The organism is Streptomyces sp. NPDC001980, from assembly GCF_040296885.1.
In the GTDB taxonomy this organism is placed as follows: domain Bacteria; phylum Actinomycetota; class Actinomycetes; order Streptomycetales; family Streptomycetaceae; genus Streptomyces.
Genome location: NZ_JBEOYD010000006.1, coordinates 138,801 through 162,158, shown reverse-complemented (window position 1 = coordinate 162,158; position 23,358 = coordinate 138,801). Strand labels below are relative to the sequence as shown.

The following is a 23,358-nucleotide window of genomic DNA, read 5'->3' as shown; positions in this document are numbered from 1 at the left end:
GTCAGCTCCGTACGCTGCGCGGACGCATGTCGGTCCACACGGTCTCGATGTGGTCCAGGCACTCGTCCTTGCTGCCGGTGAGCCCCTCGGCCCGCCAGCCGGCGGGCAGTTCGCGGTCGCTCCGCCAGATCGAGTACTGCTTCTCGTCGTTGACCACGACGGTGTACTCGGTCTCTGCAGTGGTCACAGTCATTGCGTTACCTCTTCGGGTGTCAGGGATGCGGGACGGGTCACTTCGGGGATTACGGAGAGCCGCCGGCCGCGGCCGGCGAAGGCGAGGCTGATCACGATGCAGGCGATCGCGATCACGGCGAGGGTCACGGAGCCGGAGGTCGCCTCCAGGGCGATGCCGGCCACCAGGACGGACAGGGGCTTCAGGCCGAACGCGGCGACCTGCGCGGTCGTGGTCACCCGGCCGAGGAGCTCGTCCGGGATGAGCCGTGCCCGGAGCGTGCTGTAGAGGATCGCGGCGACGGATTCTCCCGCGCCCGCGACCAGTACGACCCCGAGAGCGAGCGGCAGTGAGTCGGTGGAGCCGAGGACGAGCAGTGCGACACCGCCCAGGACCGTGCCGCCGCACATGCCCGCGACGGACGCTCCCTTGAGGCGGGGCGCGAGCACGGCACCCGCGATCGCCCCCACGGCGTAGACCGCGATGACCGCCCCCAGCACCCCGGGCGACCAGCCGAGATCCTCACGCACGAAATACGTGGCACACAGGATGATCGGCGCGGTGAAGAAGGTGATCGCCGCCCAGTAGAGCAGCGCCGCGCGCAGCAGCCGGTGGCCGGCGATGAACCGGAAGCCCTCCAGGATCTGCTGCTTCATCGGGGCGGGCGCGTGCTCCCGCGCACTCTGCAGTGGGCGGCGGACCGCCGTCAGGGTGGCCGCCGACACCGCGAAGGTCAGCGCGTCGACCCCCAGGGTGCCGGCCCCGCCGATCCATGTCACCAGCACACCGGCGAGGGCCGGCCCGGCGACATAGCCGAGCGCGTTGCCGATCGACAGCAGCGAGTTGGCCTCCCCGAGCCGCTCCCGGCCGACCAGCGACGGCAGACAGGACAGGCAGGCCGCCTCGAACACGGCGTACAGCACACCGACCGGCACGGCGACCGCGTACAGCACCGGGAGCACCGGGACGCCCAGCACCGCGGCCAGTGGCACCGCGCCGACCAGCAGCGTGCGCCCGACGTCCGACCAGAGCATCATCCGGCGCCGGTCGAAGCGGTCGGCCCAGGCGCCCGCCGGGACGCCCAGCACCATCATGGGCAGCGCCGACAGCATGGCGATCACACCCATGTGCAGTCCGGAGCCGGTGAGGGCCAGGACCAGCAGCGGCAGGGCGGTCTTGCTCAGCGCGTCGCCGACCGCCGACGCGCCCTGGCCGCCCGCGAACAGCAGGAAGTCGCGGTCCCGCAGCAGGTTCTGGCCCGCGGGGGTGGCCGTGCTCGCAGGTGTGCTCACGGTCAGGCCCAGTCGTCCCAGTCCTTGGCCCCGGTCACGTTGCGCAGGCCGCCCTGGGACTTGAAGTACATCTGGGCCAGGTAGCGCTCGGGGATGCAGGTCAGCCAGTCGAGCGCGTTGTCGTCGCCGACGATCTGGTGGCTGTAGGAGATGGAGGTGTCCATGGCCTCGATGGCGTGCCAGTAGCCGCTCGGCACGTACAGCGTCTCGCCCGGGTGCAGGACGGTCTCCTCCACGACCACGTCACGGAACCGCGGGTGGCGGTCGAGGTCGGGGCGCCGGTAGTCGACCTGGGCCATGCCGAACTGGCGGCGGAACGGCCGCGGGTACAGCTTCGCGTGCTGGTCGGGGGAGACGAAGTAGCAGCGCTTGCGGCCGACGACCTGGCTGAGGTACGCCGCGGTCTGCATGCCGTCGCTGTGGAACGGGGTGACGGTGCCCTTGCTGCCGATGAACATGACGGCCGCGACCCGCGAGGACACGGTGGCGCGCGGTACGGGCTTGTTGCTGCCGCGGTTGAGGACGGTCTTGGCGAGGTACAGCCCGAGCAGCTTGGCGGGGTTGGCGGTGCCGGTCCGCCAGTCGGCCGGGAAGCGGATGTCGGCCCAGTTCGGGGCGAGGTCGGGCAGGTCGTAGTCCTCGGCGAGCTGCGGGTAGTGCTCGACCATCCGGTGGACGGGGTAGGCGCGCAGGTAGTAGGCGCGGCCGGGGTCGGTGTTCTTCTCGATCTCGTCGAGCAGGGCGGCCAGCTTCATCCCGCGGAACCCGCCGACGTTGCCCAGGATCAGTTCGTTGTCGAGCCGCTGGAGGTTGGCGTGGATGTCCAGGTCGCCGAAGTGCTCGCGGAAGTAGTCGAGGTCCCAGCGCTCCATGGCCGGCCAGGAGTCCATCAGGCCGGTGATGACGGCGGGCTTGCGCTTGTAGACGTACTCGCGCTTGAACTCCTCGGGGGAGGGCGCGTGGATCCGGTCGATCGCGTCGGTCTTCACCGTGGCTTCGGAGAAAATCGTGCCGGCGACGGTCTCGTCCTTCTCGGCCGGGTTGATGGTCATCGCGTGTCCTGTTCGTGTGTCCTGTGGTCTACGGAAGTCGGGAGGGTCCGCCGGGGTCGGCGGAGCGGTGGGCGCGGGGGTCAGTGGGACAGCACCGAGAGCAGGGCCTCGTGGATCAGCTCGCAGCCGTAGCGGAGCACGTCGAGCTCCATGGTCAGCGGGGGCAGCAGCTTGAGGACGGCCTTGTCCCGGCCGGTCGACTCGACGATCAGGCCGCGCTCGAAGCACCAGGCCACCACGTCGCCCGCGGCCTGGCGGCCGCCCGCGTGGGTGAGGTCGATGCCGATCGCGTGGCCCTCGGAGCGCACCTCGACACCGGGCAGCGGGTGCTCCTGCCAGAAGGTGCGCAGCAGTTCGGCGCCGCTGCGGGCCAGGTCCAGGAAGACCGGGCTCTGCCACAGGTCGAGGGCCGCGCAGGCGGCGACGAACGCCAGCTGGTTGCCGCGGAAGGTGCCCGGGTGGTCACCGGCCTGCCACGAGTCCAGGCCCTCGCGGATGAGCAGCAGCGACATCGGCAGGCCCAGGCCGCTGATGGACTTCGAGACGGTGATGAGGTCCGGGACGACCCCGGCCTGCTCGAAGGAGAAGAAACCGCCGGTGCGGCCGCAGCCGGCCTGGATCTCGTCGGCGATCAGCACGATGCCGTACCGGTCGCAGATGTCGCGCAGCCGCCGCAGGTCCACGTCGGGGATGCGGTAGACGCCGCCCTCCATCTGGACGACCTCGAGGATCACCGCCGCGGGCAGCTCGACCCCGGACAGGTCGTCGGTGAGGTACTGCTCCAGCAGCTCCATGGTCGGGAACGGGCCGCGCGGGCCGACCGGGAAAGGCAGGTGGGTGACCTCGCCGAGGGGTGTCCCGGCCACCTTGCGCAGCGACAGGTCCGCGGTGGCGGCGAGGCTGCCGCGGCTGACTCCGTGGTAGGCGCCGGAGAAGGCGATGACCTGGGACCGGCCGGTGTGCTTGCGGGCCAGCTTCAGCGCGGCCTCGACGGCGTCGGTCCCGGTGCTGCCGCAGAACTGCACCCGGTGGCGCAGACCGCGCGGCTCCAGGATCTCCCGGCCGAAACGGTCCAGGAACTCGCGCTTGGCCGCCGTGTGGAAGTCGAGCGCGTGCAGCAGCCCGTCGCCCTCCAGGTGCGCGATGACCTGGCCCTTGATGTGCTCGTGGTTGTGGCCGTAGTTGAGGGCACCGGCGCCGGAGAAGAAGTCGACGTACTCCGTGCCGTCCTCGGCGACCAGCGTGGTTCCGTGGGCCGAGGTGAGCAGGACCGGGAACGTACGGCAGTACGACCGGACAGCGGACTCTCGGGTCTCGAACACCTGGGTGGAGGTGGGGGGAGCATCCATGACCGTCATCGGGGGTCTCCAATCGGGCGGGGGGAGAGCGGGAGCACCTGGCCGACGGTGGCGGCAGGTGTGCGGGCGACGGCGGTGAGCAGCGCGAGGTAGTCGTCGAGCAGCCGTCGGGCGTCGGTGTCGGCGATGCGGTCGCCGTAGTACGACAGGGCGATACGCGGTTCGGCGTCGTCGGTGATGTCCAGGCGGAGCGAGAACTCGGTCTGGTTGCGGGTGCCGTCGCTCTCGGCGTCCTCCCGCGCGCTCGTGGACTGCTGGGCGCGCAGCGCGGACGAGACCGGGTAGTTGGCGACGACGACGACCGAGTCGAACAGCGGGCCGTCGCCGGCGCCCATCCGCTGCAGTTCGCCGGTGGGCACCGAGGTGTGTTCGGCACCTTCGACACGGGCGAGCTGGAAGCGGTCGAACAGGGCGGTCAGGGTGTTGTCGGGTTCGACCTCGATCCGGACGGGCAGGGCGGCGATGAACAGGCCGACCGCGCGTTCCAGGCCGTCGACCGCGCGGTCGCGGCCCGCCGAGACCACGCCGACCGTGACGTCGGTGCGCTCCAGGCGGGTGGCGGCCAGCAGGGCCCAGCCGGCGCAGGCCAGGGTCGAGAACGTGTGCCCGTGCCCGGCCGCCCGGGCGCGCAGCGCGTCGGCGACCGCCGGGTCGATCCGGTCCGTCACCCGGCTGAAGCGGGACGGACCCAGCCGGCCCGGCTCCGCGGCCAGCCGCGAGGGGAGCGCCCCGGCGAGCCGGTTCCGCCAGAAGGCGGTGTCCGCCTCGGGGTCGGCGTCCCCGGCGGTGCCGAGCTCGGGGACCGGCGGGAGGCCGGCCTGCCGTCCTTCGAGCGCGGCGAGGTACAGCGCGAGGAGTTCGTCGAGCAGCACCAGGTTCGACCATCCGTCGGCCAGCAGATAGCTCTGGATCTGGCCCAGCCACCAGGTGGACGGGCCGCGTACCAGCCACACCCGCCACAGCGGCGGCTCGGTCACGTCGAAGGGTGCCGAGCGCTCGGCCTCCAGGAGGGCGACCAGTTCGTCGGCGACCGCGTCCGGCTCGTGGTCGCTCCAGTCCAGCACCTCGATCACCGGGTCGATCCGGTCGGCGACGACCGGGCTCCAGGCGCCGTCCCCGTCCCGCCGGAAGCCGGTGCGCAGGGCCGCGTGGCGGGCGCCGAGATCCTGCCAGGCGCGGCGGAAGCAGTCGGGGTCGATCTCGAAGGGCAGCTGCGTCGTGGACTGCATCTGGTACAGACCGGGCACCCAGGCGCTCTCCAGCACGTCGAGCATGTGCCGCTGACCGGGCGTCACCACGGGCCCGGCAGGCCCGGTCCGGGCCGGTCCGGCGGTGGCGGCGTCGGCGTCGGCCTCGCGCTCGTCGATCGCCTTCGCGAGGGCCTCGACCGTCTGGTGGGCGAACACCATCCGCGGTGTCATCTCCAGACCCGCGCGGCGGCCCGCGCTCACCATCCGGATGACCGCGATGGAGTTGCCGCCCAGCGTGAAAAAGCCGATGTCGACCGGGACGTCGTCCCGGCCCAGCGCCTCGCGCCACAGCGTCACCAGGGCCCGTTCGGTGTCGGTGCCGGCGGCGCGCCCGGTGAGGGCCGCCACCGTCGGCGCCGGCAGTTCACGGCGGTTGACCTTGCCGTTGTGGGTCAGCGGGAACGACTCCATGCGGACGAAGGAGGCGGGCACCATGTGCTGGGGCAGCTTCGCCGACAACTGCCGCTTGAGCTCGGCGTCGTCGGGGATCCGGCCGCCGCCGGGCGCCACCAGGTAGGCCACCAGCGTCTTCGCACCGTCACGCGGGCCGTGCGCCGCGACCAGGCAGGAGCCGCCGCCGATCACCTCCCGCAGGGCCGCCTCGATCTCCCCGGTCTCGACCCGATAGCCGTTGATCTTGATCTGGAAGTCGATGCGCCCGAGCAGTTCCAGATTGCCGTCCGGCAGCCAGCGGGCGCGGTCGCCGGTGCGGTACATCCGGGCTCCGGGCAGCGGGCTGAACGGGTCGGGCAGGAAACGCTCGCCGCTCAGCCGGGGCCGGTTGTGGTAGCCCCAGCCGACGCCGACACCGCCGAGGTACAGCTCTCCCGGCACGCCCACGGGCAGCGGGGACAGCGAGGCGTCCAGGACGTAGGAGGTCTGGTTGGCCATCGGGACGCCGTAGGGGATGCTGCGCTGCTCCGGCAGGACCTCGCCGATCAGGTGGATCGTCGAGTCCATGGAGACCTCGGTGGCACCGCCCATGCTCACCAGTTGCGCCGACTCGATCAGCTGCGCGGCGCCCCGCTGCGGGAGCGCCAGCGGGATCCAGTCGCCGCCGAGCAGCACCAGCCGGATCGGCAGCCGGTCGCCGCCGCGGACCTCGGCCTCCTCGACCAGCAGCCCGAACAGTGCGGGGACCGAGTGCCACACCGTGACGCCCTCGCGCTCGATCGTCTCGATCCAGCGGTGCGGGGAGCGTTCGTCCTCGGGCGTCGGGAACACCACGGTCGCACCCGCCATGAGCGTGCCGAACACGTCGTACGCGCTCATGTCGAAGGCCAGCGCCGAGACACCGAAGACCTTGTCCCCGGGACCGACGAGGAAGCGCCGGTTGAAGTCGGAGAAGTTGTTGACCCGGCCCCGGTGGTCGAGCAGCACGCCCTTGGGCAGACCGGTCGACCCCGAGGTGTAGATCAGGTACAGCAGGTCGTCGGGGCGGACGTCGCGCTCCGGACGGGAGTCGGGGAAGGGCCCGGCGGACGCGGGGTCCACGGCGGTGACGCGGTCGCCCGCGAGCCGGCCGTCGCGGGTGACGACGATGCGGGCGCCGGAGTCCGCCAGCATCCACTGGAGGCGATCGGCCGGGTAGGCCGGGTCCAGCGGGACGTAGCCCGCGCCCGACTTGGCGACGGCGAGCTGGGCGACGACCAGGTCGATGCCGCGCTCCAGGCAGACCCCGACGCGTTCGTGGCGCCCGCAGCCCTGGGCGAGCAGCAGATGGGCGAGCCGGTTGGCGCGCGCGTCGAGCTCGGCGTAGCTCACCGCCTCGTCGCCGCAGGCCACGGCGACGGCGTCCGGCTCCAGGTCGGCCCACTCCTCGAACAGGCCGTGCGCGGTGGTGTGTTCGGGGTACTCCTCGCCGGTGCGGTTCCACTCGTCGACGACGAGTTCCCACTCGGCCGGGGTGAGCAGGTCGGCGTTGTCGACGCGGACGTCCGGGGTCTCGCTCAGGCCGGTGAGCAGCTGCCGGTAGTGGCCGAGGAGGCGTTCGGCGGCGGCGGTGTCCAGCACCGACTCGTCGAACTCCAGCGACACCATGACCTCGTCGCCCGTCACCGCGCAGGACAGGTCGAGGGGGAACTTGGCGGTGCCCGAGTGCAGATGAGTGGGGGTCAGGGCCAGGTCCCGCAGCCGCAGTTCGTGGCCGGGGCCGTTGTTGAAGACGAACATGGCCTCGAACAGCGGGCTCTCGGCCAGTGTCCGCTGCGGTGCCACCTTGTCGACCAGCACGTCGAAGGGGATCTGGTGCTCACGCGCCCACAGCGACTCGCGGGTGATCCCGGCCAGCACGTCGCCCAGGCTGCCGTCCTCGGCGGACAGGTCGGCGACCACGGGGACGGTGTTCGCGAAGTAGCCGACCAGGCGCTCGGTCTGGCGGTTGCGGTTGGCCATGACCGTGCCGATGGCGAACCGGGAGGTGCCGGTGTACCGGTTCAGGAGCACCGCGAACGCGGCGAGCATCACGTTGAAGACGGTCGTACGGTGCGCCTCGGCGGTGCGCTGGAGGTCGCGGCCGAACTGCGCGTCCCACTGGCGGCGGATGCGCCGGCCGGCCCGGGCGGTCGCCCGGTCGCCGTTCGGCGCCAGCCCGAGCGGCTGTGCCCAGGCCAGCTGTTCGCGCCACTGCGCGACCAGCCAGCCGTAGTCATCCGGCTCCTGGGCCCGTTCGTGCGCGGCCGCGTCGGCGTAGTCGACGGCGAGCTCGGGCAGCCGGGGCGTGCGGCCCTCGCGGGCCGCGTCGTACAGCTCCGCGAGGTCCTCCAGGAGGACGCCCACCGACCAGGCGTCGGTCGCGATGTGGTGCACGACCAGGGCCAGCAGATGGTCGTCGTCGGCGATCCGGAACAGGCGTCCGTGGATCACCGGCCCCGAGGCCAGGTCGATCGGCCGGGCCGCCTCCGCCTGCGCGGCGGCGACGGCGGCGTCCTCGTCGGCGGCCTCCTCGACCGGCAGCGCCATCGGCTCGGCCGGCCGGACCAGCTGCTCCAGGCCACCGTCCGGGCGCTGCCGGTAGACGGTGCGCAGGACGGTGTGCCGGGCGACGAGCCCGTCGAGGGCGGCGCGCAGTGCGGCGACATCGAGGAGGCCGCGCAGCCGTACGCCGTAGGGGACGTTGTACAGCGGCCGGCCGTCCGCGAGGGACTCGGCGACCCACAGCTGCTCCTGGCCGCGGGAGAGCAGGCAGGGCTGCTCGGGGTCACGGCGGCGGATGGTCCGCGCCGAGGCCCGCTGCCTGCCGCGGGCCAGCAGCAGCGAGGCCATCAGCTCCCGCTTGGCCGCGGACAGGCTCTCGAACGTGTCCCGCCCGGTGGCGGTTTCCCGGATCATGCGTCCCTCTCCTCGCCGGCCGCGAGCAGCTCGCGGGCCTGGTCGTCGGTCACGCCGTCGAGCAGCACCTCGAGTTCGAGGAGTTCGGCCTCGCTCAGCCCGGCGAGCTGGAGCTCTTCCAGGGCCTGGGCGACGCCTCGCACGGTCGGCTGCTCGAAGACGGTGCGCAGCGGCAGTTCGATGTCCGTCCGGGCGGCCAGTTCGGCCACCAGGCGGGTGGCGAGCAGCGAGTGGCCGCCCAGGGTGAAGAAGTCGTCCAGCGCGCCGACCGCCGGGGCGCCGAGCAGTTCCTCGAACGCCGAGGCCACGAGTCGCTCGGTCGGGCCGGACAGTTCCTCGAAGCGCCGCCTCACCCGCTCGACGGCCACGTCGTCGCGCTGCAGCGCGGCCCGGTCGACCTTGCCGTTCGGGGTGCGCGGCAGCCGGTCGGCGAACACGAAGCCGGTGGGGACCATGTAGCGCGGCAGCCGGGCGCCGAGCGCGGCGGCCAGCACGGCCGGGTCACGTTCGGTGCCCACGACGCAGGCGACCAGGGTGGGCTCGCCGTCGCAGTCGCGCAGGACGACGGCCGCCTCCCGCACGGCCGCGAGTTCGCACAGGGCCGTCTCGACCTCGCCCGCCTCGATACGGAACCCGCGCACCTTGAGCTGGTCGTCGAGCCGCCCGAGGAACTCCAGCCGGCCGTCGTCCAGCAGCCGGACCCGGTCTCCGGTGCGGTACAGCCGGGCACCGGGGACCGCCGAGTACGGGTCGGGGACGAACCGCTCCGCGGTGGCCCGCGGGTCGCCGAGGTAGCCGCGGCCCACCACCGGCCCGCCGATGGCGAGCTCGCCCGGCACGCCGAACGGCAGGCGCCGCCCCTGCGCGTCGAGGACGTAGGAGGTCACCCCGGCCACGGGGCTGCCGAGCGTGACCGCGCGGTCGGTCGGCGGCGGCGTGGACAGCACCGCGAGATGGGTGTCGTCCGAGCATTCCGCGGGACCGTAGGCGTTGACCATCGGGATTCCCGGGAAGCGGCGCAGCCAGTCGGCGGCGAGGTCCGGCGGCAGCGCCTCGCCGGTGGCGAGCAGGAAGCGCAGGCTCGACAGCTCGCTGCCCCTCGCGTGTTCCAGCAGCGCCCTGATCATGCCGGGCACCAGTTGCAGCACGGTGACGCCGCGCTCCCGGACGAGGTCGAGCAGCACCTCGGCGTCCCGGCTGGTGTCGTCGTCGCAGACCACCGTGGCCGCGCCGCGCACCACCGCGACCAGCATCTGCCAGACCGAGATGTCGAACGACTGCGAGGCGGTCTGGGCGACGACGTCGCCCTCGGACAGCTCCAGGTCGTGGGCCATCAGCTCCAGGTGGTTGAGCAGTCCGGCCTGTTCGATCTCCACGCCCTTGGGCTCACCGGTCGTACCGGAGGTGAAGATGACGTAGGCGCGCTCTGCCGGGTGCGTCGGGCGCCCGTCGAGCGGCCGGTCGGCCGAGACGGAGTCGTCCAGCACGAGGTGGGTGCCCCGGGCCTCGCCGAGCAGGCCGGCGATGCGCTCCGCCTGCTCCTCGTCGGTGACCGCGACGACCTCGCCCAGCCGGTCCAGCATGGTGGCGATCCGCCGGTCCGGGACGGCCGGGGAGACCGGCACATACGTCGCGCCGACCGCCCCGCAGGCGAGGGCGGCGGCGATGTGCCGGGCCGAGCGGGCCGCGCACACCACCACGGCCGGCTCGGGGCCGGTCACCGCCCGGGACAGCCGCTCGGCGAGGGCCGCGACCCGGTCGCGCAGTTCGCGGTACGTCCAGACGGTGGCGCCGTCGATGACGGCGGGCGCGTCCGGGGTGTGCCGGGCCCAGTGTTCGAGCGCCTCGGCCGTGGTCCGCGGGGCGAACGCCTGCGGGCCGGTGCCCAGGGCGTCCTGGGCCGCCGCCTCGGCCGCCGAGCGCAGTTCGAGGTCGGCCACGGCCCGCCGCGGGGCGGCGGCGATGCTGCCCAGCAGGGCCTCGAAGTGGTCCAGGAGCCGCTCGCCGGTCGCCTCGTCGAACAGGTCGGCGTTGAGCTCCAGCGTCGCGTGCAGCCCGTCCCTCTCCTCGGCCAGGTCGAGGCTGAGGTCGAACTTGGCGGTGCCGGACGGTGCGTGCAGCCGCTCCAGCCTGAGGTCGCCGAGGTCGATCTCGGAGTAGGGCGCGTTGTGCAGGGTGAACATGACCTGGAACAGCGGGCTCATGCTCAGGTCCCGGTTGGGCTGGAGTGCGTCCACCACCCGGTCGAAGGGGACGTCCTGGTTGGCGTAGGCCGCCAGGGTCGTCGAGCGGACGCGTTCGAGCAGCTCGGTGAACGACTCGTCGGCGGACAGCCGGTTGCGGAAGACGATCGTGTTCACGAAGAACCCGACCACGTCCTCGATCTCGACCGACCGGGTCGACACGGGGGTGGCGACCGCGATGTCCGCCGCTCCGCTGTAGCGGTGCAGCTGGGCGTTGAACGCCGCCAGCAGGGTCATGAACAGGGTCGCGTTGTGCTCGCGGCCCACGTGCCGGACCCCGCCCACCAGTTCGCCGTCGATCACCCGGCGGACCGTCAGGCCCCGGTTGCTCATCGCCGCGGGCCTCGGCCGCTGCGCCGGGAACTCCAGCAGGGGCGCCGGCTCGGCCAGGGTCTCGCACCAGAAGTCGAGCTGACCCTGGTAGTCGCCGCCCTCGACGCGGTCGCGCTGCCAGCTCGACCAGTCTGCGTACTGCACCTCCAGCTCGGGCAGCGGGGAGGCCGTGCCCTGGCGGCGGGCCCGGTACAGGGCCGCGAAGTCGCGGACCACGATCTGCAGGCCCCAGCCGTCCGCGACCACGTGGTGCACGGCCAGCACGAAGACGTGGTCCTCGGCGGAGAGCCGGATCAGGGTCGCCTGCTCCAGCGGGGCCGCGGCGAGGTCGAAGCGGTGCCGGGCGGCCTCGTCGACGAGCTGCGGCCAGCGCTGCTCGGCCGTCTGCTCGGGCTCGCCGCTCAGGTCGACGAACGCGAGCGGCATGGTCACCTCGCCGGCCGGCTCGACGATCTGGCTCACCCGGCCGTCGTCCATGACCAGCCTGGTGCGCAGCACCTCGTGCCGGGCGACCAGCTCGTCCAGCGTCGCGGACAGGGCGTCGGTGTCCAGCGGGCCGCGCATGCGGACCACCGTGGCGCTGTTGTAGGCGCCGGTGTCGCCCTCCAGCTGGTCGAGCACCCACAGGCGTTCCTGGCCGTAGGAGGCGGGCAGCGCTCCGGTGCGGGGCAGGGCGAGGACCGGTTCGGCGACGGAGCCGCCGGCGACGCCGTCGATGTGCGCGGCGAGTTCCCGCACGGTCTGCTTCTCGAAGAGGGTGCGCAGCGCGATCTCGCAGCCGAACACCCGGCGGATCCGCGACACGACCTGGGTCGCCATCAGCGAGTGCCCGCCGAGGTTGAAGAAGTTGTCCTCGGGTCCCACCTTGGGCGCGCCGAGCACGTCCTGCCACAGACCGGCCACCAGTTCCTCGGTGGGCGTCAGCGGCGAGCGCGGCCCGTCCTCGTGGGCGCCGGTCACCGACGAGGGCTCGGGCAGCGCGGCCCGGTCGATCTTGCGGTTGGGGGTCAGCGGGAAGGCGTCCAGGGCGACGACGAACGACGGGACCATGTAGTCGGGCAGCCGCTTGCGGACGAAGGACTTCACCTCGTTGCCGGCCACCTTGGTGCCCGGCCGCGCCACCACATAGGCGACCAGCGCGGTCTCGCCGCTCGCGTCGGAGCGCGCCATGACCAGGGCGTCCTGGACGTCCGGCGCCGCGCGGACCACGTTCTGCACCCCGTCCGTCTCGACGCGGTAGCCACGGATCTTGACCTGGTTGTCGGCACGTCCGAGCGGGGTGACGGAGCCGTCGGGCAGATGGCGGCCGAGGTCGCCGGTGCGGTACATGCGGTCGCCGTCGGCGTCGCCGAACGGGTTGCGCACGAACTTGGCGGCGGTGAGTTCCTCGTCGTGGGCGTAGCCGAGCGAGAGGTGCGGGGAGCGGATGACGATCTCCCCGCGCTCGCCGATGCCGGCCTGCTGCCCGGCCTCGTTGAGCACCAGCAGCTGGACGTCCTTCATGCCGCGGCCCAGCGGGTAGGTGACACCCGGGTCGGTGTCGGCGACCCCGTGGGCGGCGGGTACCACGTAGTAGCCGACGGCACGTTGCGTCTCGGTCGAGCCGTACAGGTTGACGCAGGTCGCCGAGCCCGCCATGCGGGTGATGGCCCGCACATCACGGCTGGTCAGCGTGTCACCGAGGAAGAACACCCGCTCCAGCAGCGGCAGTGTGCCCGGAGCGACCGACAGCTGGTCGAACAGCCGCGCCATCGGAGGCGTGAGGTGGCTGACCGAGACCTGCGCGGTGCGGAACCACTGCGCCAGCCGGCCCGGGGTCTCGACGTCGAGCCGGTCGGGCACGCAGATCGAGGCGCCCGTGACCAGCGGCGTGAACACCTCGCGGTGCAGCGGGTCGTGGCTGATGCCGGAGAGCATGCTGTAGCGGTCGGTCTCGCGCAGCCCGAACGTCTCCACCATCCAGGGCACGAAGTGGGTCAGGGACCCGTGCGCGCCGCGGATGCCCTTCGGCTTCCCGGTGGAACCCGAGGTGAACGCGATGTACGCGCAGTCCCGCGGCCCTACCTGGACCGCCTCGGCCGGTTCGGCGCCCCGCGGCACCAGGTGCTTGGCGTCCGCCAGCCTGGACGGCAGCTCGAAGCGGCAGCGCAGGGACATCGCCTGCAACGCGGTGTCCACGGCGAGCGGCACGGCCCCGGCCGCCTCCAGCTGGAGGAAGGCGCTCGGGCGGGCCACCGCCAGGCAGTCGGCGATGCGGTCGGCCGGGTAGCTCGGGTCGAGGATGGCGAACGAGGCGCCGGTGCGCAGCACCGACAGGATCGCCCAGACCAGCGACGCGCTGCGCTCGCCGTAGATCGCGACGACATCGCCCTTGGCGACGCCGTGCTGCGTCAGTACGCCGGACATGGCCGTGGTCGCCCAGGCGAGGTCGCCGTAGGTGAGGTCCTGGCCCGGTTCGCTGATCGCGATCCGCTGGGGCTCACGGGCGGCCCTGCGCTCGAACTGCTCGACCACCGACCCGTACCAGGTCGCGTCCAGCGGTGCGGACGGGTCGGGCAGCTCGCGGCGCGCCTGCGGGGTGTCGAGCCGCAGCATGTCGATCGGGCTCGCGCTGTCGGTGACCGCCTGCTCGACGACCCGGATCCACTGGGCGAGCAGCTCGTGCATCGCCGCCTCGTCGAACCGGTCGCCGGCGTACATGAGGTCGAGCGTGAGGCCGGGCCCCGCGGGATCCACGTAGAAGGTCAGGTCGAACTTCGCGCCCAGGTCCGGGACGGCGAAGGTGTCGACGGTGAGGCCCGGCAGCTCGGCCTGGTGCGCCGGGATGTTGAGCAGGTTCAGGTAAACCTGGAACAGCGGTGTGGTGGTCAGGTCGCGTTCGGGGGCGAGTTCGCCGACCAGCGTCTCGAACGGGACGTCCTGGTGCTCGAAGGCGTCGAGGGTGGTGGTGCGGACGCGGTCCAGCAGTTCGGCGAAGGTCGGGGCACCGGACAGGTCGGCGCGCAGCACCAGCGAGTTGATGAAGAAGCCGATCAGGTCCTCCACCTCGCGGTGGCGGCGGCCCGCGATGGGCACGCCGATCGCGAAGTCGCGCTGCCCGGCCAGCCGGCCGAGGGTGAGCTGGAGGGTCGCCGCCAGCACCATGAACAGGGTCGCCCCGGACTCGGCGGCGAGCCGCTCCATCGCGTCGCGCAGCTCCGGCGTGACGGCCGCCCGGACCCGGTGGCCCTGGGTGGCGGGGGTCTCGGAGCCGGTGCGGGCGAACGGCAGGGTGAGCGAGGGCAGCGCGTCGAGCTGCTCGGACCAGTACGCGACGGAGGCGTCGAGTTCGCCCGCGTCGAGCTGGTGGCGCTGGAAACGGGAGAACTGCTCGTAGGTGACCGCGAGCGGGGGCAGCGGGGTGGCCGGCTCGTGGCCGGTCTCCTCGGCGTAGAAGTGGGTCAGGTCCCGCTTGAGGATCTCCATCGACCAGCCGTCGCCGACGATGTGGTGCAGCGTCAGCACCAGCACCGCCTCGTCGCGGCCGAGCTCCAGCAGCCGTACCCGCAGCAGCGGGCCGTTCGCCAGGTCCATCGGCTGCGCCGCCTCGCGCTCCACCACGGCGAGGGCCTCGGAGACGCGCTCCTCGGCGGTCACGCCGGTCAGCTCGGTGCGCGACAGGGTGATGTCCGCACTGTCGAGGACATGCTGGGTCAGCACGCCGTCCTGGTGCGACACCACCGTGCGCAGCGTGGTGTGACGGGCCACCAGGCGGGTGACGGCCCGTTGCAGCGCGGCCTCGTCGAGCTCACCGGTCAGCCGGATCGCGCCGGCCAGGTGGTAACGCCCGGTGTAGGCGTTCTGGCCGGAGCCGTTCTCGATCTCCTCCAGCAGCCAGAGCCGCTCCTGCATCACCGACAGCGGTGCGTCGGCGCCGCTCGCGGCGTGGGCGACGATCCCGCCCGAGGTGTCCCGGGCGGCCGCGCCGTCGCACTGCGCGGCGTAGTCCCGCAGGACGGGCGCCTCGAACAGGGCCCGCAGCGGGACGTCCCGGCCGAGTTCCTCGCTCACCTGCGAGGTGATCACCGTCGCGAGCAGGGAGTGGCCGCCGATGGTGAAGAAGTCGTCACCGGCGCCGACGGCGTCGACGTCGAGCACTCGCGCCCAGACCCGGCCGACCGTCCGCTCGGTCTCCGTCTCCAACTCGGCGAAGTCGGCGTGTGCGAAGTCGGCGCGGCGCGGGCGGCCGAGGCGGTTCGGGTCGATCTTGCCGCCGGGCAGCCGCGGCAGTTCCGCGCGGGCCACGAACGCGGCCGGCACCATGTGCGGCGGCAGCTCGGCCGCGCACAGCCGCGCCAGCGCCTGCGGTGTCAACTCCGGGTCGGCGGTCTCGACATGAGCCACCAGGACGCCGTCGACGCCCTTGACCACGGCCTGCGACACGGCGGGCAGGGCCAGCAGCACCGACTCGATCTCGGCCGGCTCGATGCGGTAGCCGCGCAGCTTGATCTGGCTGTCGCGCCGGCCGCAGTAGTCCAGGGTCCCGTCGGCGCGCAGCCGGACGAGGTCGCCCGTGCGGTACATCCGCGCGCCGGACACGCCGGAGAACGGGTCGGGCAGGAAGTGCCCGGCGGTCAGGGCGGGCCGGTCGTGGTAGCCGAGGGCCAGGCCCGCGCCGCCGACGTACAGTTCGCCGACCGCGCCGGCGACCACCGGCCGCAGCTCCGTGTCCAGGACGTACGCCGTCCCGCCGGGCAGCACCGCGCCCAAGGAGGCGGGCCGCCCGGGCTCGCACTCGGCGGCCGTGATGACGACCGTGCACTCGGTGGGACCGTAGGCGTTGACGAAGCGCCGGCCCGGCTGCCACTGCTCGACCAGCTCGGCACGGCAGGCCTCACCGCCCGACACCAGGGTCTTCAGCCGCGGCAGTGCGCGCACCGGCAGGGACGCGATCACCGACGGCGGCAGCAGGGCCATGCTGATGGCGCGCTCGGCGAGGATGTCCGCCAGCGCCTCGCCGACCAGGGCGTGCTCGCGGCCGACGACGCACAGGGTGCCGCCCGCGGCGAGCGTGGAGAAGATCTCCCAGACCGACGCGTCGAAGCTGAGGCTGGCGAACTGGAGCATGCGCGAGGTGGCGTCGATCCCGAAGACGCGCGCCTGCTGGGAGGTGAGGTTGGCGAGGGCGCGGTGGGAGACCAGGACGCCCTTGGGGCGGCCGGTGGAGCCCGAGGTGTACATCAGGTACGCGGGCGCGTCCGGGTCGGCCTGCGGCAGCGCCGCGTCCCCGTCGGGTGCCTCGGCGAGCGCTTCCTCGACGAGGTCGCGGGTCACCAGACCGCGCGCCCCCGAGTCGGCCAGCATGAAGTCCTTGCGGTCGGCCGGGTAGGCGGGGTCGATCGGCAGGTACGCGGCACCGCAGCGCTGTGCCGCCAGCACGGCGACGACCGCTTCGAGGGACGGTTCGACCGCCACGGCGACGATGTCCCCGGGGCGCACGGCGAACCGCCGCGTGATCGCCCGGGCGACCTGCTCGACCTGCGTGCGCAACTCGCCGTAGGTCACCGCACGTTCGTCGCCCTCCAGCGCGACCGCGTCGGCACGGCCGTCGGCGATCCGCTCGAACTGCGCCCAGAACGTGTCCGGTTGCTGCCCGGCGTCCGGCTCGGACGGCCAGCGGTCGAGGGCCGCCGCCGCTGCGGGGGTCTCCACCCGTTCGTCCGGCCGCTGTGCCGTCGCGCGGGCCGTCTCGCAGAACAGCCGCGCGATGAGCTGCGCCGTCTCGGGCCGGAAGAGGTCCGAGTTGTACTCCAGCCAGCCCGTCAGCGGACCGCCGTCGTCGGTGATCTCGAAGGTCAGGTCGGTCTTGGCGGTGCCCGTGTACAGCGGGGTGGTCTCGACCCGCAGGCCGGGCAGGGCCGGCGAGGGCAGCGCACCGCTGCGGACGTCGAGGATCGCCTGGAACACCGGGCTGCGGCTCGGGTCGCGGTCCTGGCCGCCGGCCTCCACGATCGCCGAGAACGGCACCCACTTGTACGGCATCGCCTCCAGCGTGGTGGCCCGGGCGCGGTCGACGAGGGCGCGGCCGGTGGCACCGCCCGGCACCTCGAAGCAGAGCGGGAGGGTGTTCACGAAGAAGCCGACGACGTCGTCGTACGCGCCGTCGTCCGGGCGGTTGGCGTCGGGTACGCCGATGACCACCCGCTCCTGGCCGGTAAGCCGGGACAGGGCCAGGGACATGCACGCGGCCAGCGTCATGAAGACGGTCGCGCTCTGGTCCCGGGCGAGCGAGCGCAGCAGGTCGGAGTCGGCCTGGCTCAGCGTCAACGGCACCCGCAGGCCGTCGAAGGTCTGCACGGCCGGGCGGGGCCGGTCGAAGGGCAGGTCGAGGGCGAGCGGGGCACCGCTGAGGTGCTCGGTCCAGAAGGCCAGCCCCTGCTGTCCCTCCGACGAGTTCAGCCGCGCGCCCTCGTCGAGGGCCCAGCTCGCGTACTGCTGGACGACCGCGGGCGGTTCGCCGTCGCCGGCACCCGAACGGTGCGCGTACAGCCCGGCCAGCTCACCCGCGACGACCTCCATCGAGCGGCCGTCGAAGACGATGTGGTGGAAGGCCAGCAGCAGGGCGTGCTCGTCCGGCCCGAACTCCACCAGGACCGCGCGCATCAGCGGCGGCTCGTCCAGCGCGAAGGGCCGGCGGGCGTGCTCGGAGACGAGAGCGGCCAGTTCGGCCTCGCGTCGGGTGGGCGCGACCGAGCTGCGGTCGAGCACCTCGAAGGGGCAGGCCGGGCCGGTGTGCACGAAGGGCACGGGCCGGCCGCCCTCGTCCCTGAAGCCGGTGCGCAGCGCGGGGTGCCGCTCGACGATCGCGTCCAGCGCGCCGCGCAGCACCTCCGGGTCGAGCTCCCCGTACAGCCGCAGGACGCCCGGCACGACGTAGGTGGACGAACCCGGGGCGAACTTCTCCAGGAACCACAGGCGCCGCTGGCCCAGCGAGAGGGTGGGCTCGGCCTCGGCGGGGGCGGCGCCGACCGGGGTGTCGGCCGGTTCCGTGACGGCGAGTTCGGCGATCCGCGCCGCCTGGGCGCGTACGGTGACGGACTCGAAGAACATCCGCAGCGGCGGCTGCACCCCGAACTCCCGGCGCACCTGGGTGTTGAGTTCCGCCGCGCGCAGCGAGTGCCCGCCGAGCGCGAAGAAGTCCTCGTCGAGCCCGACTCCGGCGACCTCGAGCACCTCGCGCCAGACGGCCGCGAGCCGGCTCTCGAGCGGGGACATGTCCGCCGCCTCGGCCGAGCGGGACACCTCCAGGGCGAGCTCGCGCAGCGCGTGCGCGTCCACCTTGCCGTTGGAGGTGAGGGGGATCCGGTCCAGGACCAGCAGCCGGCTCGGCACCATGTAGCTGGGCAGCTCGCGGTTGAGCCAGTCGCGCAGCCGCTCGGCGTCGAGGTCCCCGCCGGTGACGGCGGCGATCAGCTCGGTCTCGCCCGCACCGCGGGTGGCGACCACGGCCGCCTCGGCGACCTCGGGGTGGCGCCGCAGCGCCACGTCGACCTCACCGAGCTCGATGCGGTAGCCGCGCACCTTGACCTGCTGGTCGGCGCGGCCGACGTAGCGCAGCTCGCCGTCGGCGGAGCGGCGCACCAGGTCGCCGGTGGCGTACAGACGCCGGCCCGGCTCGGTGGTGAACGGGTCCGGGACGAACCGCTCGGCGGTCTTGCGGGGCTGGGACGCGTAGCCGCGTCCGACACCCACACCGCCGATGTACGCCTCCCCCACGACCCCGTCGGCGACGGGCCGCAGCTCGGCGTCGAGGACGTGGATCACCGCGTCGGTCATGTCGGCGCCGATGGACACGTCGCGGGCGCGGGTGACCTGCCCGGACTCCGGGCCCAGGTGGGCGACGGTGGAGCACACCGTGGTCTCGGTCGTGCCCCAGCGGTTGTACAGCTCGACGTGTCCGCGGTCGGCCGCGAACCAGCGCGCGAGCTTGTCGGGGTGCGCGGCCTCGCCGCCGATCAGGATCGAGCGCAGCGCCGACGGCACCCGCGCACCGCTGTCCAGCGCGGTGACCAGCACATGGAAGAAGGCGGTCGGAATGTCGACCAGGGTGAGGCGCTGTTCCTCGCACCAGGCCCAGAACCGCTCCGGCGAGCCCAGTACCGACTCGTCGCGCAGCACCAGCGTCGCGCCCCGGGTCCAGGCGGCGAAGATCTCCTCCAGGCAGGGGTCGAAGGTGAGCGGCGCGAACTGCAGCACCCGGTCGCCCTCGGCGACGTCGAACGCGTCGAGGAAGGACAGCAGGTAGCTCAGCAGCGCCCGGTGCTCGATCTGCACGCCCTTGGGGCGGCCGGTCGAGCCGGAGGTGAAGATGACGTACGCCAGGGTGTCCCCGGTGGCGACGAGCGCGGGCCGGTCGTCGGGAAGGTCCGCGCCGCTCTCCTCGCTCTCCTCGTCGACGCGGGTCGCCACGCCCAGGGTGCCGGCGAGGTCCGCGGTCGCGCCGTGGCACAGGATCCGCGCGCACCGCGCGTCGCCGACCATGTCGGCGAGGCGGGCGGCCGGCAGCGCCGGGTCCAGGGGGACGAACGCGGCCCCGGACTTCATGACCGCGAGCATCGCGACGATCAGCTCGGCGGAGCGCTCCAGGCACAGCCCGACGGTGTCCTCGGGCCCGAGTCCGTCCCGCCGCAGCCGGTGGGCGAGGCGGTTGGCCATCCGGTCCACGTCCGCGTACGACAGTTCCACCGCGCCGGCCGAGAGGGCGACGGCGTCGGGGGTGCGGTCGGCCGTCGCCTCGAACAGCTCGTGCACGGAGGTGACGCCCGGCAGGGTGCGGGCCGGGACGTCGGCCCGGGCGAGGGACTCGGTCGCGCCGGCCAGCCGCAGCGCCGAGACCGGCGTCCGGCCGTCCAGGGCGATCTGCTCCAGCAGCTCCAGGAACTGTCCGCCCAGTTGCCCGGCGAGGGCCGCGTCGAAGCGGTCGGAGCGGACCAGCATGTGGGCGAGCAGACCGTCGTCGGCCGGTACGGCGTGCAGGGTGATGTCGAACTGGGTGGCCAGCTCACCGGCCGGGAACGGGGCGAGCTTGAGGTCCCCCAGCACCGCGGCGTCGCGGCCCGCGCCGAAGAGCACCGAGGTGACCTCGTCGGCGATCGCGTTGTGCGGCCGCTCGAAGACGACCGCCGTGTTGATCGCGGCCGAGGTGTTGCCCTGGGCGCGCAGCAGCTCGACGAGCCTGCTGACGGGGAAGTGCTGGTGGCCCAGCGACTGCCGCAGCTGCTGCCCGGTGCTGCGGATCAGTTCGGCGACGGACGTGTGGGCGCTCGGCTCGGCGCGGACCGGAATGGTGTTGACGAAGTAGCCGAGGGTGTCCCGGAAGCGGGCCTGCGGGCGGCCGGCCGTGGTGGCGCCGACGACGAAGTCCCGGGTACCGCTGTGCGCCGCGATGAGCACCTCGAAGGCCGCCATCAGCACCGAGAACACGGTCGTGCCGCTGTCCTTGGCGACCCGCTCCAGCTCGGCGAGCAGCTCGGCGCCCACCGTCACCCGGTGGTTCGCGATGCCGTGGTCCGGCTGCGGGCGCTCCCGCACCGGAAGCGTCGGCGCCTGTACGTCACCGGCGAGCAGGTCGAGCCAGTAGCGCTCGTCGGCCTGCCACTGCGGGGAGCGCTCGTAGTCCTGCTGCCAGCGGACGAACTCCTCGTAGCCGACGGCCGGCGAAAGCTCGGAGGGCCGCCCGTGCAGCAGGTCGCCGTAGAGGGCGGCCAGTTCGTCCAGGAGCGTCACCACCGACCAGAAGTCCGTGATGGCGTGATGCTGCGCGAGCACCAGCACCGGTGCGCCGCAGCCGGTGAACAGCTTCGCGCGGGCGACGTCGCCGTGCTCGATGTCGAAGGGGGCGAGGGCGCAGTCGTCGACCCGGGCCCGCAGCACGGTCTCCGCCTCGCCGCTCAGGTCGACGACGTCCAGCTCGAACGGGACGCGCGGGTCGATCAGGTGCGAGCGCCGGCTGCCGTCGGAGCCGAAGCTGGAGGTCAGGATGGGGTGCCGGGCGCCGACCCGGCGCACGGCGGCGGAGAGCACCTCGACGTCGAGGGGCTCCAGGAGGCGTACGGCCACCGAGACGTTCTGCCGCGAGTGCGGACCTTCGAGCTCGCGCATGAACAGCAGCGCCTGCTGACCGGCCGACAGCGGTCCGGCGCCGCCGGTCCGCCCGGGCTCCGGCCGCACCGCCGCCTCGGGGGCCTGCCGCATCAGGTCGTCGATCACCGCCGCCACGTCGCGCAGGCTGGTCGGCTGGAGCAGCAGGCCCGGGTCCACGACGACCCCGAGCTGCTCCTCGATCCGGAAGGCGAGGTCGACCGCCGCCAGCGAGTCCAGGTCCAGCTCGGCGACCATGGTGGCGGGCGCGCCGTTCTCGCCGCGGCCGGCCAGGGCCAGTCCGCGTTCGATCTCGTCGACGCGCTGCTCGGGGCCGAGCGCCGCCAGTTCGTCGCGCGGCGGGAAGTCGACCTGCCGCTGCCTGCCGCGCGTCGCCGCGGTCTTGGAACGCCGGAACAGTTCGCCCTCGACCTGGCCGGCGTCGTACGCCGTCCGCCCGGCCAGTCGCTGGATCTTGCCGCTGGAGGTCTTCGCCAGGCTGCGCGCGCCGAGCAGGACCACGTCGAACAGGGTCACGCCGTGCTCGTGCTGGACGGCCGCGGCGATCGCGTCGGCGATCCGGGGGAGCTGCTCCTCAGGGGTGCCGGCGGCGACCTCGTGCAGGATCACGCACTCCTCGCCGTCGGCGGTCTCGACCGAGAACGCCGCGCCGCAGCCGGGGCGGGCCCACTCGGACGCCGCTACGGCCGTCTCCTCCAGGTCGTGCGCGTAGAGGTTGCGGCCGCGCACGACCATCATTTCCTTCAGGCGGCCGGTGACGTGAACCTGACCATCCAGGACGAAACCGAGGTCGCCGGTGCGCAGGTAGGGCTGCGGGTCGTCGGCCAGCCGGGCGCCGAACGCGGCGGCGGTCGCGGCCTCGTCCTCCCAGTAGCCGGAGGCGACGGAGGTGCCGCGCACCCACAGCTCGCCGACCCCGCCGGGTGCGACGCGCTCACCGGACTCCGGGTCGACGACGGCCAGTTCGTGCCCGTCCGCCACCAGGCCGGAGGAGACCAGCAGATCCCCGTCCGCACGCGCTTCGGCACGGCCCTGCTCCAGGGCCGCGCGGTCGATGCGGGTGCTGTGCGCACCGCCGCCGCGACCGCTGCCCGCCACGAACAGGGTGGCCTCGGCGAGGCCGTAGCAGGGCAGCAGCGCGGACCGGTCGAAGCCGCTGACGGCGAACGCCTCGGCGAAGCGCTCCAGCGTGCGGTGGCGGACCGGCTCGGCTCCGCAGAAGGCGACCCGCCACGAGGACAGGTCGAGGTTCTCCCGCTCGGCAGGGGTGCTCTTGTTGACACAGAGGTCGAAGGCGAAGTTCGGGCCGCCGCTGACGGTCGCCCCGCGGGCGGCGATGGCCTCCAGCCAGCGCATCGGGCGCCGCATGAACTCCAGCGGGGACATCAGGACGTTGGACATTCCGGAGAGCATCGGCTGCAGCACGCCGCCCAGCAGACCCATGTCGTGGTAGAAGGGCAGCCACGAGACGGTGACGTCGTCCTTGTCCAGGCCGAAGTTCGAGGCGATCGCGGAGCCGTTGGACAGCAGGTTCCGGTGCGTCACCACGACACCGCGCGGGGTGCCGGTGGAGCCGGAGGTGTACTGGAGCAGGGCGAGCGAGTCGGGCGTCAGCTCGGGCCGGCGCCAGTCGTCGGCGCCCTCCAGCATCGCCTGCTCGGTGACCACCCAGGGCAGCCGTGCCAACTCGGGCGCCTGGTCGAACAGTTCGTGGGTGAAGGCCTGCACCAGGCTGTCCGACAGGACGATCTCGGCACGCGAGCTGCGCACCACCGCGCGCAGCCGGGGCAGCGTGCGGGCGATCCGCATCGGATCCGGCGGGTAGACGGGGACGGCCACCATGCCGGCGTAGAGCGTGGCCACGAAGCCCACGACGAAGTGTTCGCCGGGTGGATACAGCAGCATCACCCGCGCGCCCGGTCTGGCCCGCTCCAGCAACGAGACGGCTATCGCGCGCGCACGCCTGTCGATCTCGACCAGGCTGAGCTCGGTGTCGACGCCGCCGGCGTCGGCGAGGAATTCGTAGCTTACGTCTCCACCGCGCTCGGAGACATTGCGGCGGATGACATCAACGACAGAGGTGTTTGCGTACATAGACCGTTCTCGCATCGGCGTCGGGTTCTGGAGTCCGGGCGGGGTGGAGCGGACCTGCGGGCGCACCACGCAGGCGGAACCGGCACAGGGGGCT

The 23,358-nt window shown here is 73.0% G+C and carries 6 protein-coding genes; all 6 read right to left on the bottom strand.

The genetic code is table 11. The features are described 5' to 3' along the window. Nucleotide 1 precedes the first annotated feature (1 nt). On the bottom strand, nucleotides 2-193 hold the full coding sequence (locus ABT137_RS11530; RefSeq protein WP_351706155.1) for an MbtH family protein: 192 nt from the start codon (nucleotides 191-193) through the stop codon (nucleotides 2-4). Beyond that, nucleotides 190-1,464, bottom strand: a complete 1,275-nt coding sequence (locus ABT137_RS11525) for an MFS transporter (RefSeq protein ID WP_351706152.1) — start codon at nucleotides 1,462-1,464, stop codon at nucleotides 190-192. The genes ABT137_RS11530 and ABT137_RS11525 overlap by 4 nt, the downstream gene beginning before the upstream one ends. A gap of 2 nt (nucleotides 1,465-1,466) precedes the next feature. Continuing rightward, nucleotides 1,467-2,516, bottom strand: coding sequence for a cupin-like domain-containing protein (locus ABT137_RS11520; protein WP_351706149.1), 1,050 nt, complete (start codon nucleotides 2,514-2,516; stop codon nucleotides 1,467-1,469). Between the two features lie 80 nt (nucleotides 2,517-2,596). Next, the gene (locus tag ABT137_RS11515; protein WP_351706146.1) at nucleotides 2,597-3,865 is read right to left on the bottom strand and encodes a diaminobutyrate--2-oxoglutarate transaminase; all 1,269 of its coding nucleotides are present in this window, start codon (nucleotides 3,863-3,865) and stop codon (nucleotides 2,597-2,599) included. Nucleotides 3,866-3,870: 5 nt separating this feature from the next. Continuing rightward, nucleotides 3,871-8,454 (bottom strand): non-ribosomal peptide synthetase, encoded by a 4,584-nt coding sequence (locus ABT137_RS11510; protein ID WP_351706143.1) that lies wholly within the window; start codon nucleotides 8,452-8,454, stop codon nucleotides 3,871-3,873. Further along, nucleotides 8,451-23,264: a non-ribosomal peptide synthetase gene (locus ABT137_RS11505; protein ID WP_351706140.1), complete on the bottom strand. Its 14,814-nt coding sequence runs from the start codon at nucleotides 23,262-23,264 to the stop codon at nucleotides 8,451-8,453. The genes ABT137_RS11510 and ABT137_RS11505 overlap by 4 nt, the downstream gene beginning before the upstream one ends. Nucleotides 23,265-23,358 lie beyond the last annotated feature (94 nt).

Coding starts and splice junctions, on each gene's coding strand:
- ABT137_RS11530 (WP_351706155.1), bottom strand. CDS start 193: ATGACTGTGACCACTGCAGAGACCGAGTACACCGTCGTGGTCAACGAC.
- ABT137_RS11520 (WP_351706149.1), bottom strand. CDS start 2,516: ATGACCATCAACCCGGCCGAGAAGGACGAGACCGTCGCCGGCACGATT.
- ABT137_RS11515 (WP_351706146.1), bottom strand. CDS start 3,865: ATGGATGCTCCCCCCACCTCCACCCAGGTGTTCGAGACCCGAGAGTCC.
- ABT137_RS11510 (WP_351706143.1), bottom strand. CDS start 8,454: ATGATCCGGGAAACCGCCACCGGGCGGGACACGTTCGAGAGCCTGTCC.
- ABT137_RS11505 (WP_351706140.1), bottom strand. CDS start 23,264: ATGTACGCAAACACCTCTGTCGTTGATGTCATCCGCCGCAATGTCTCC.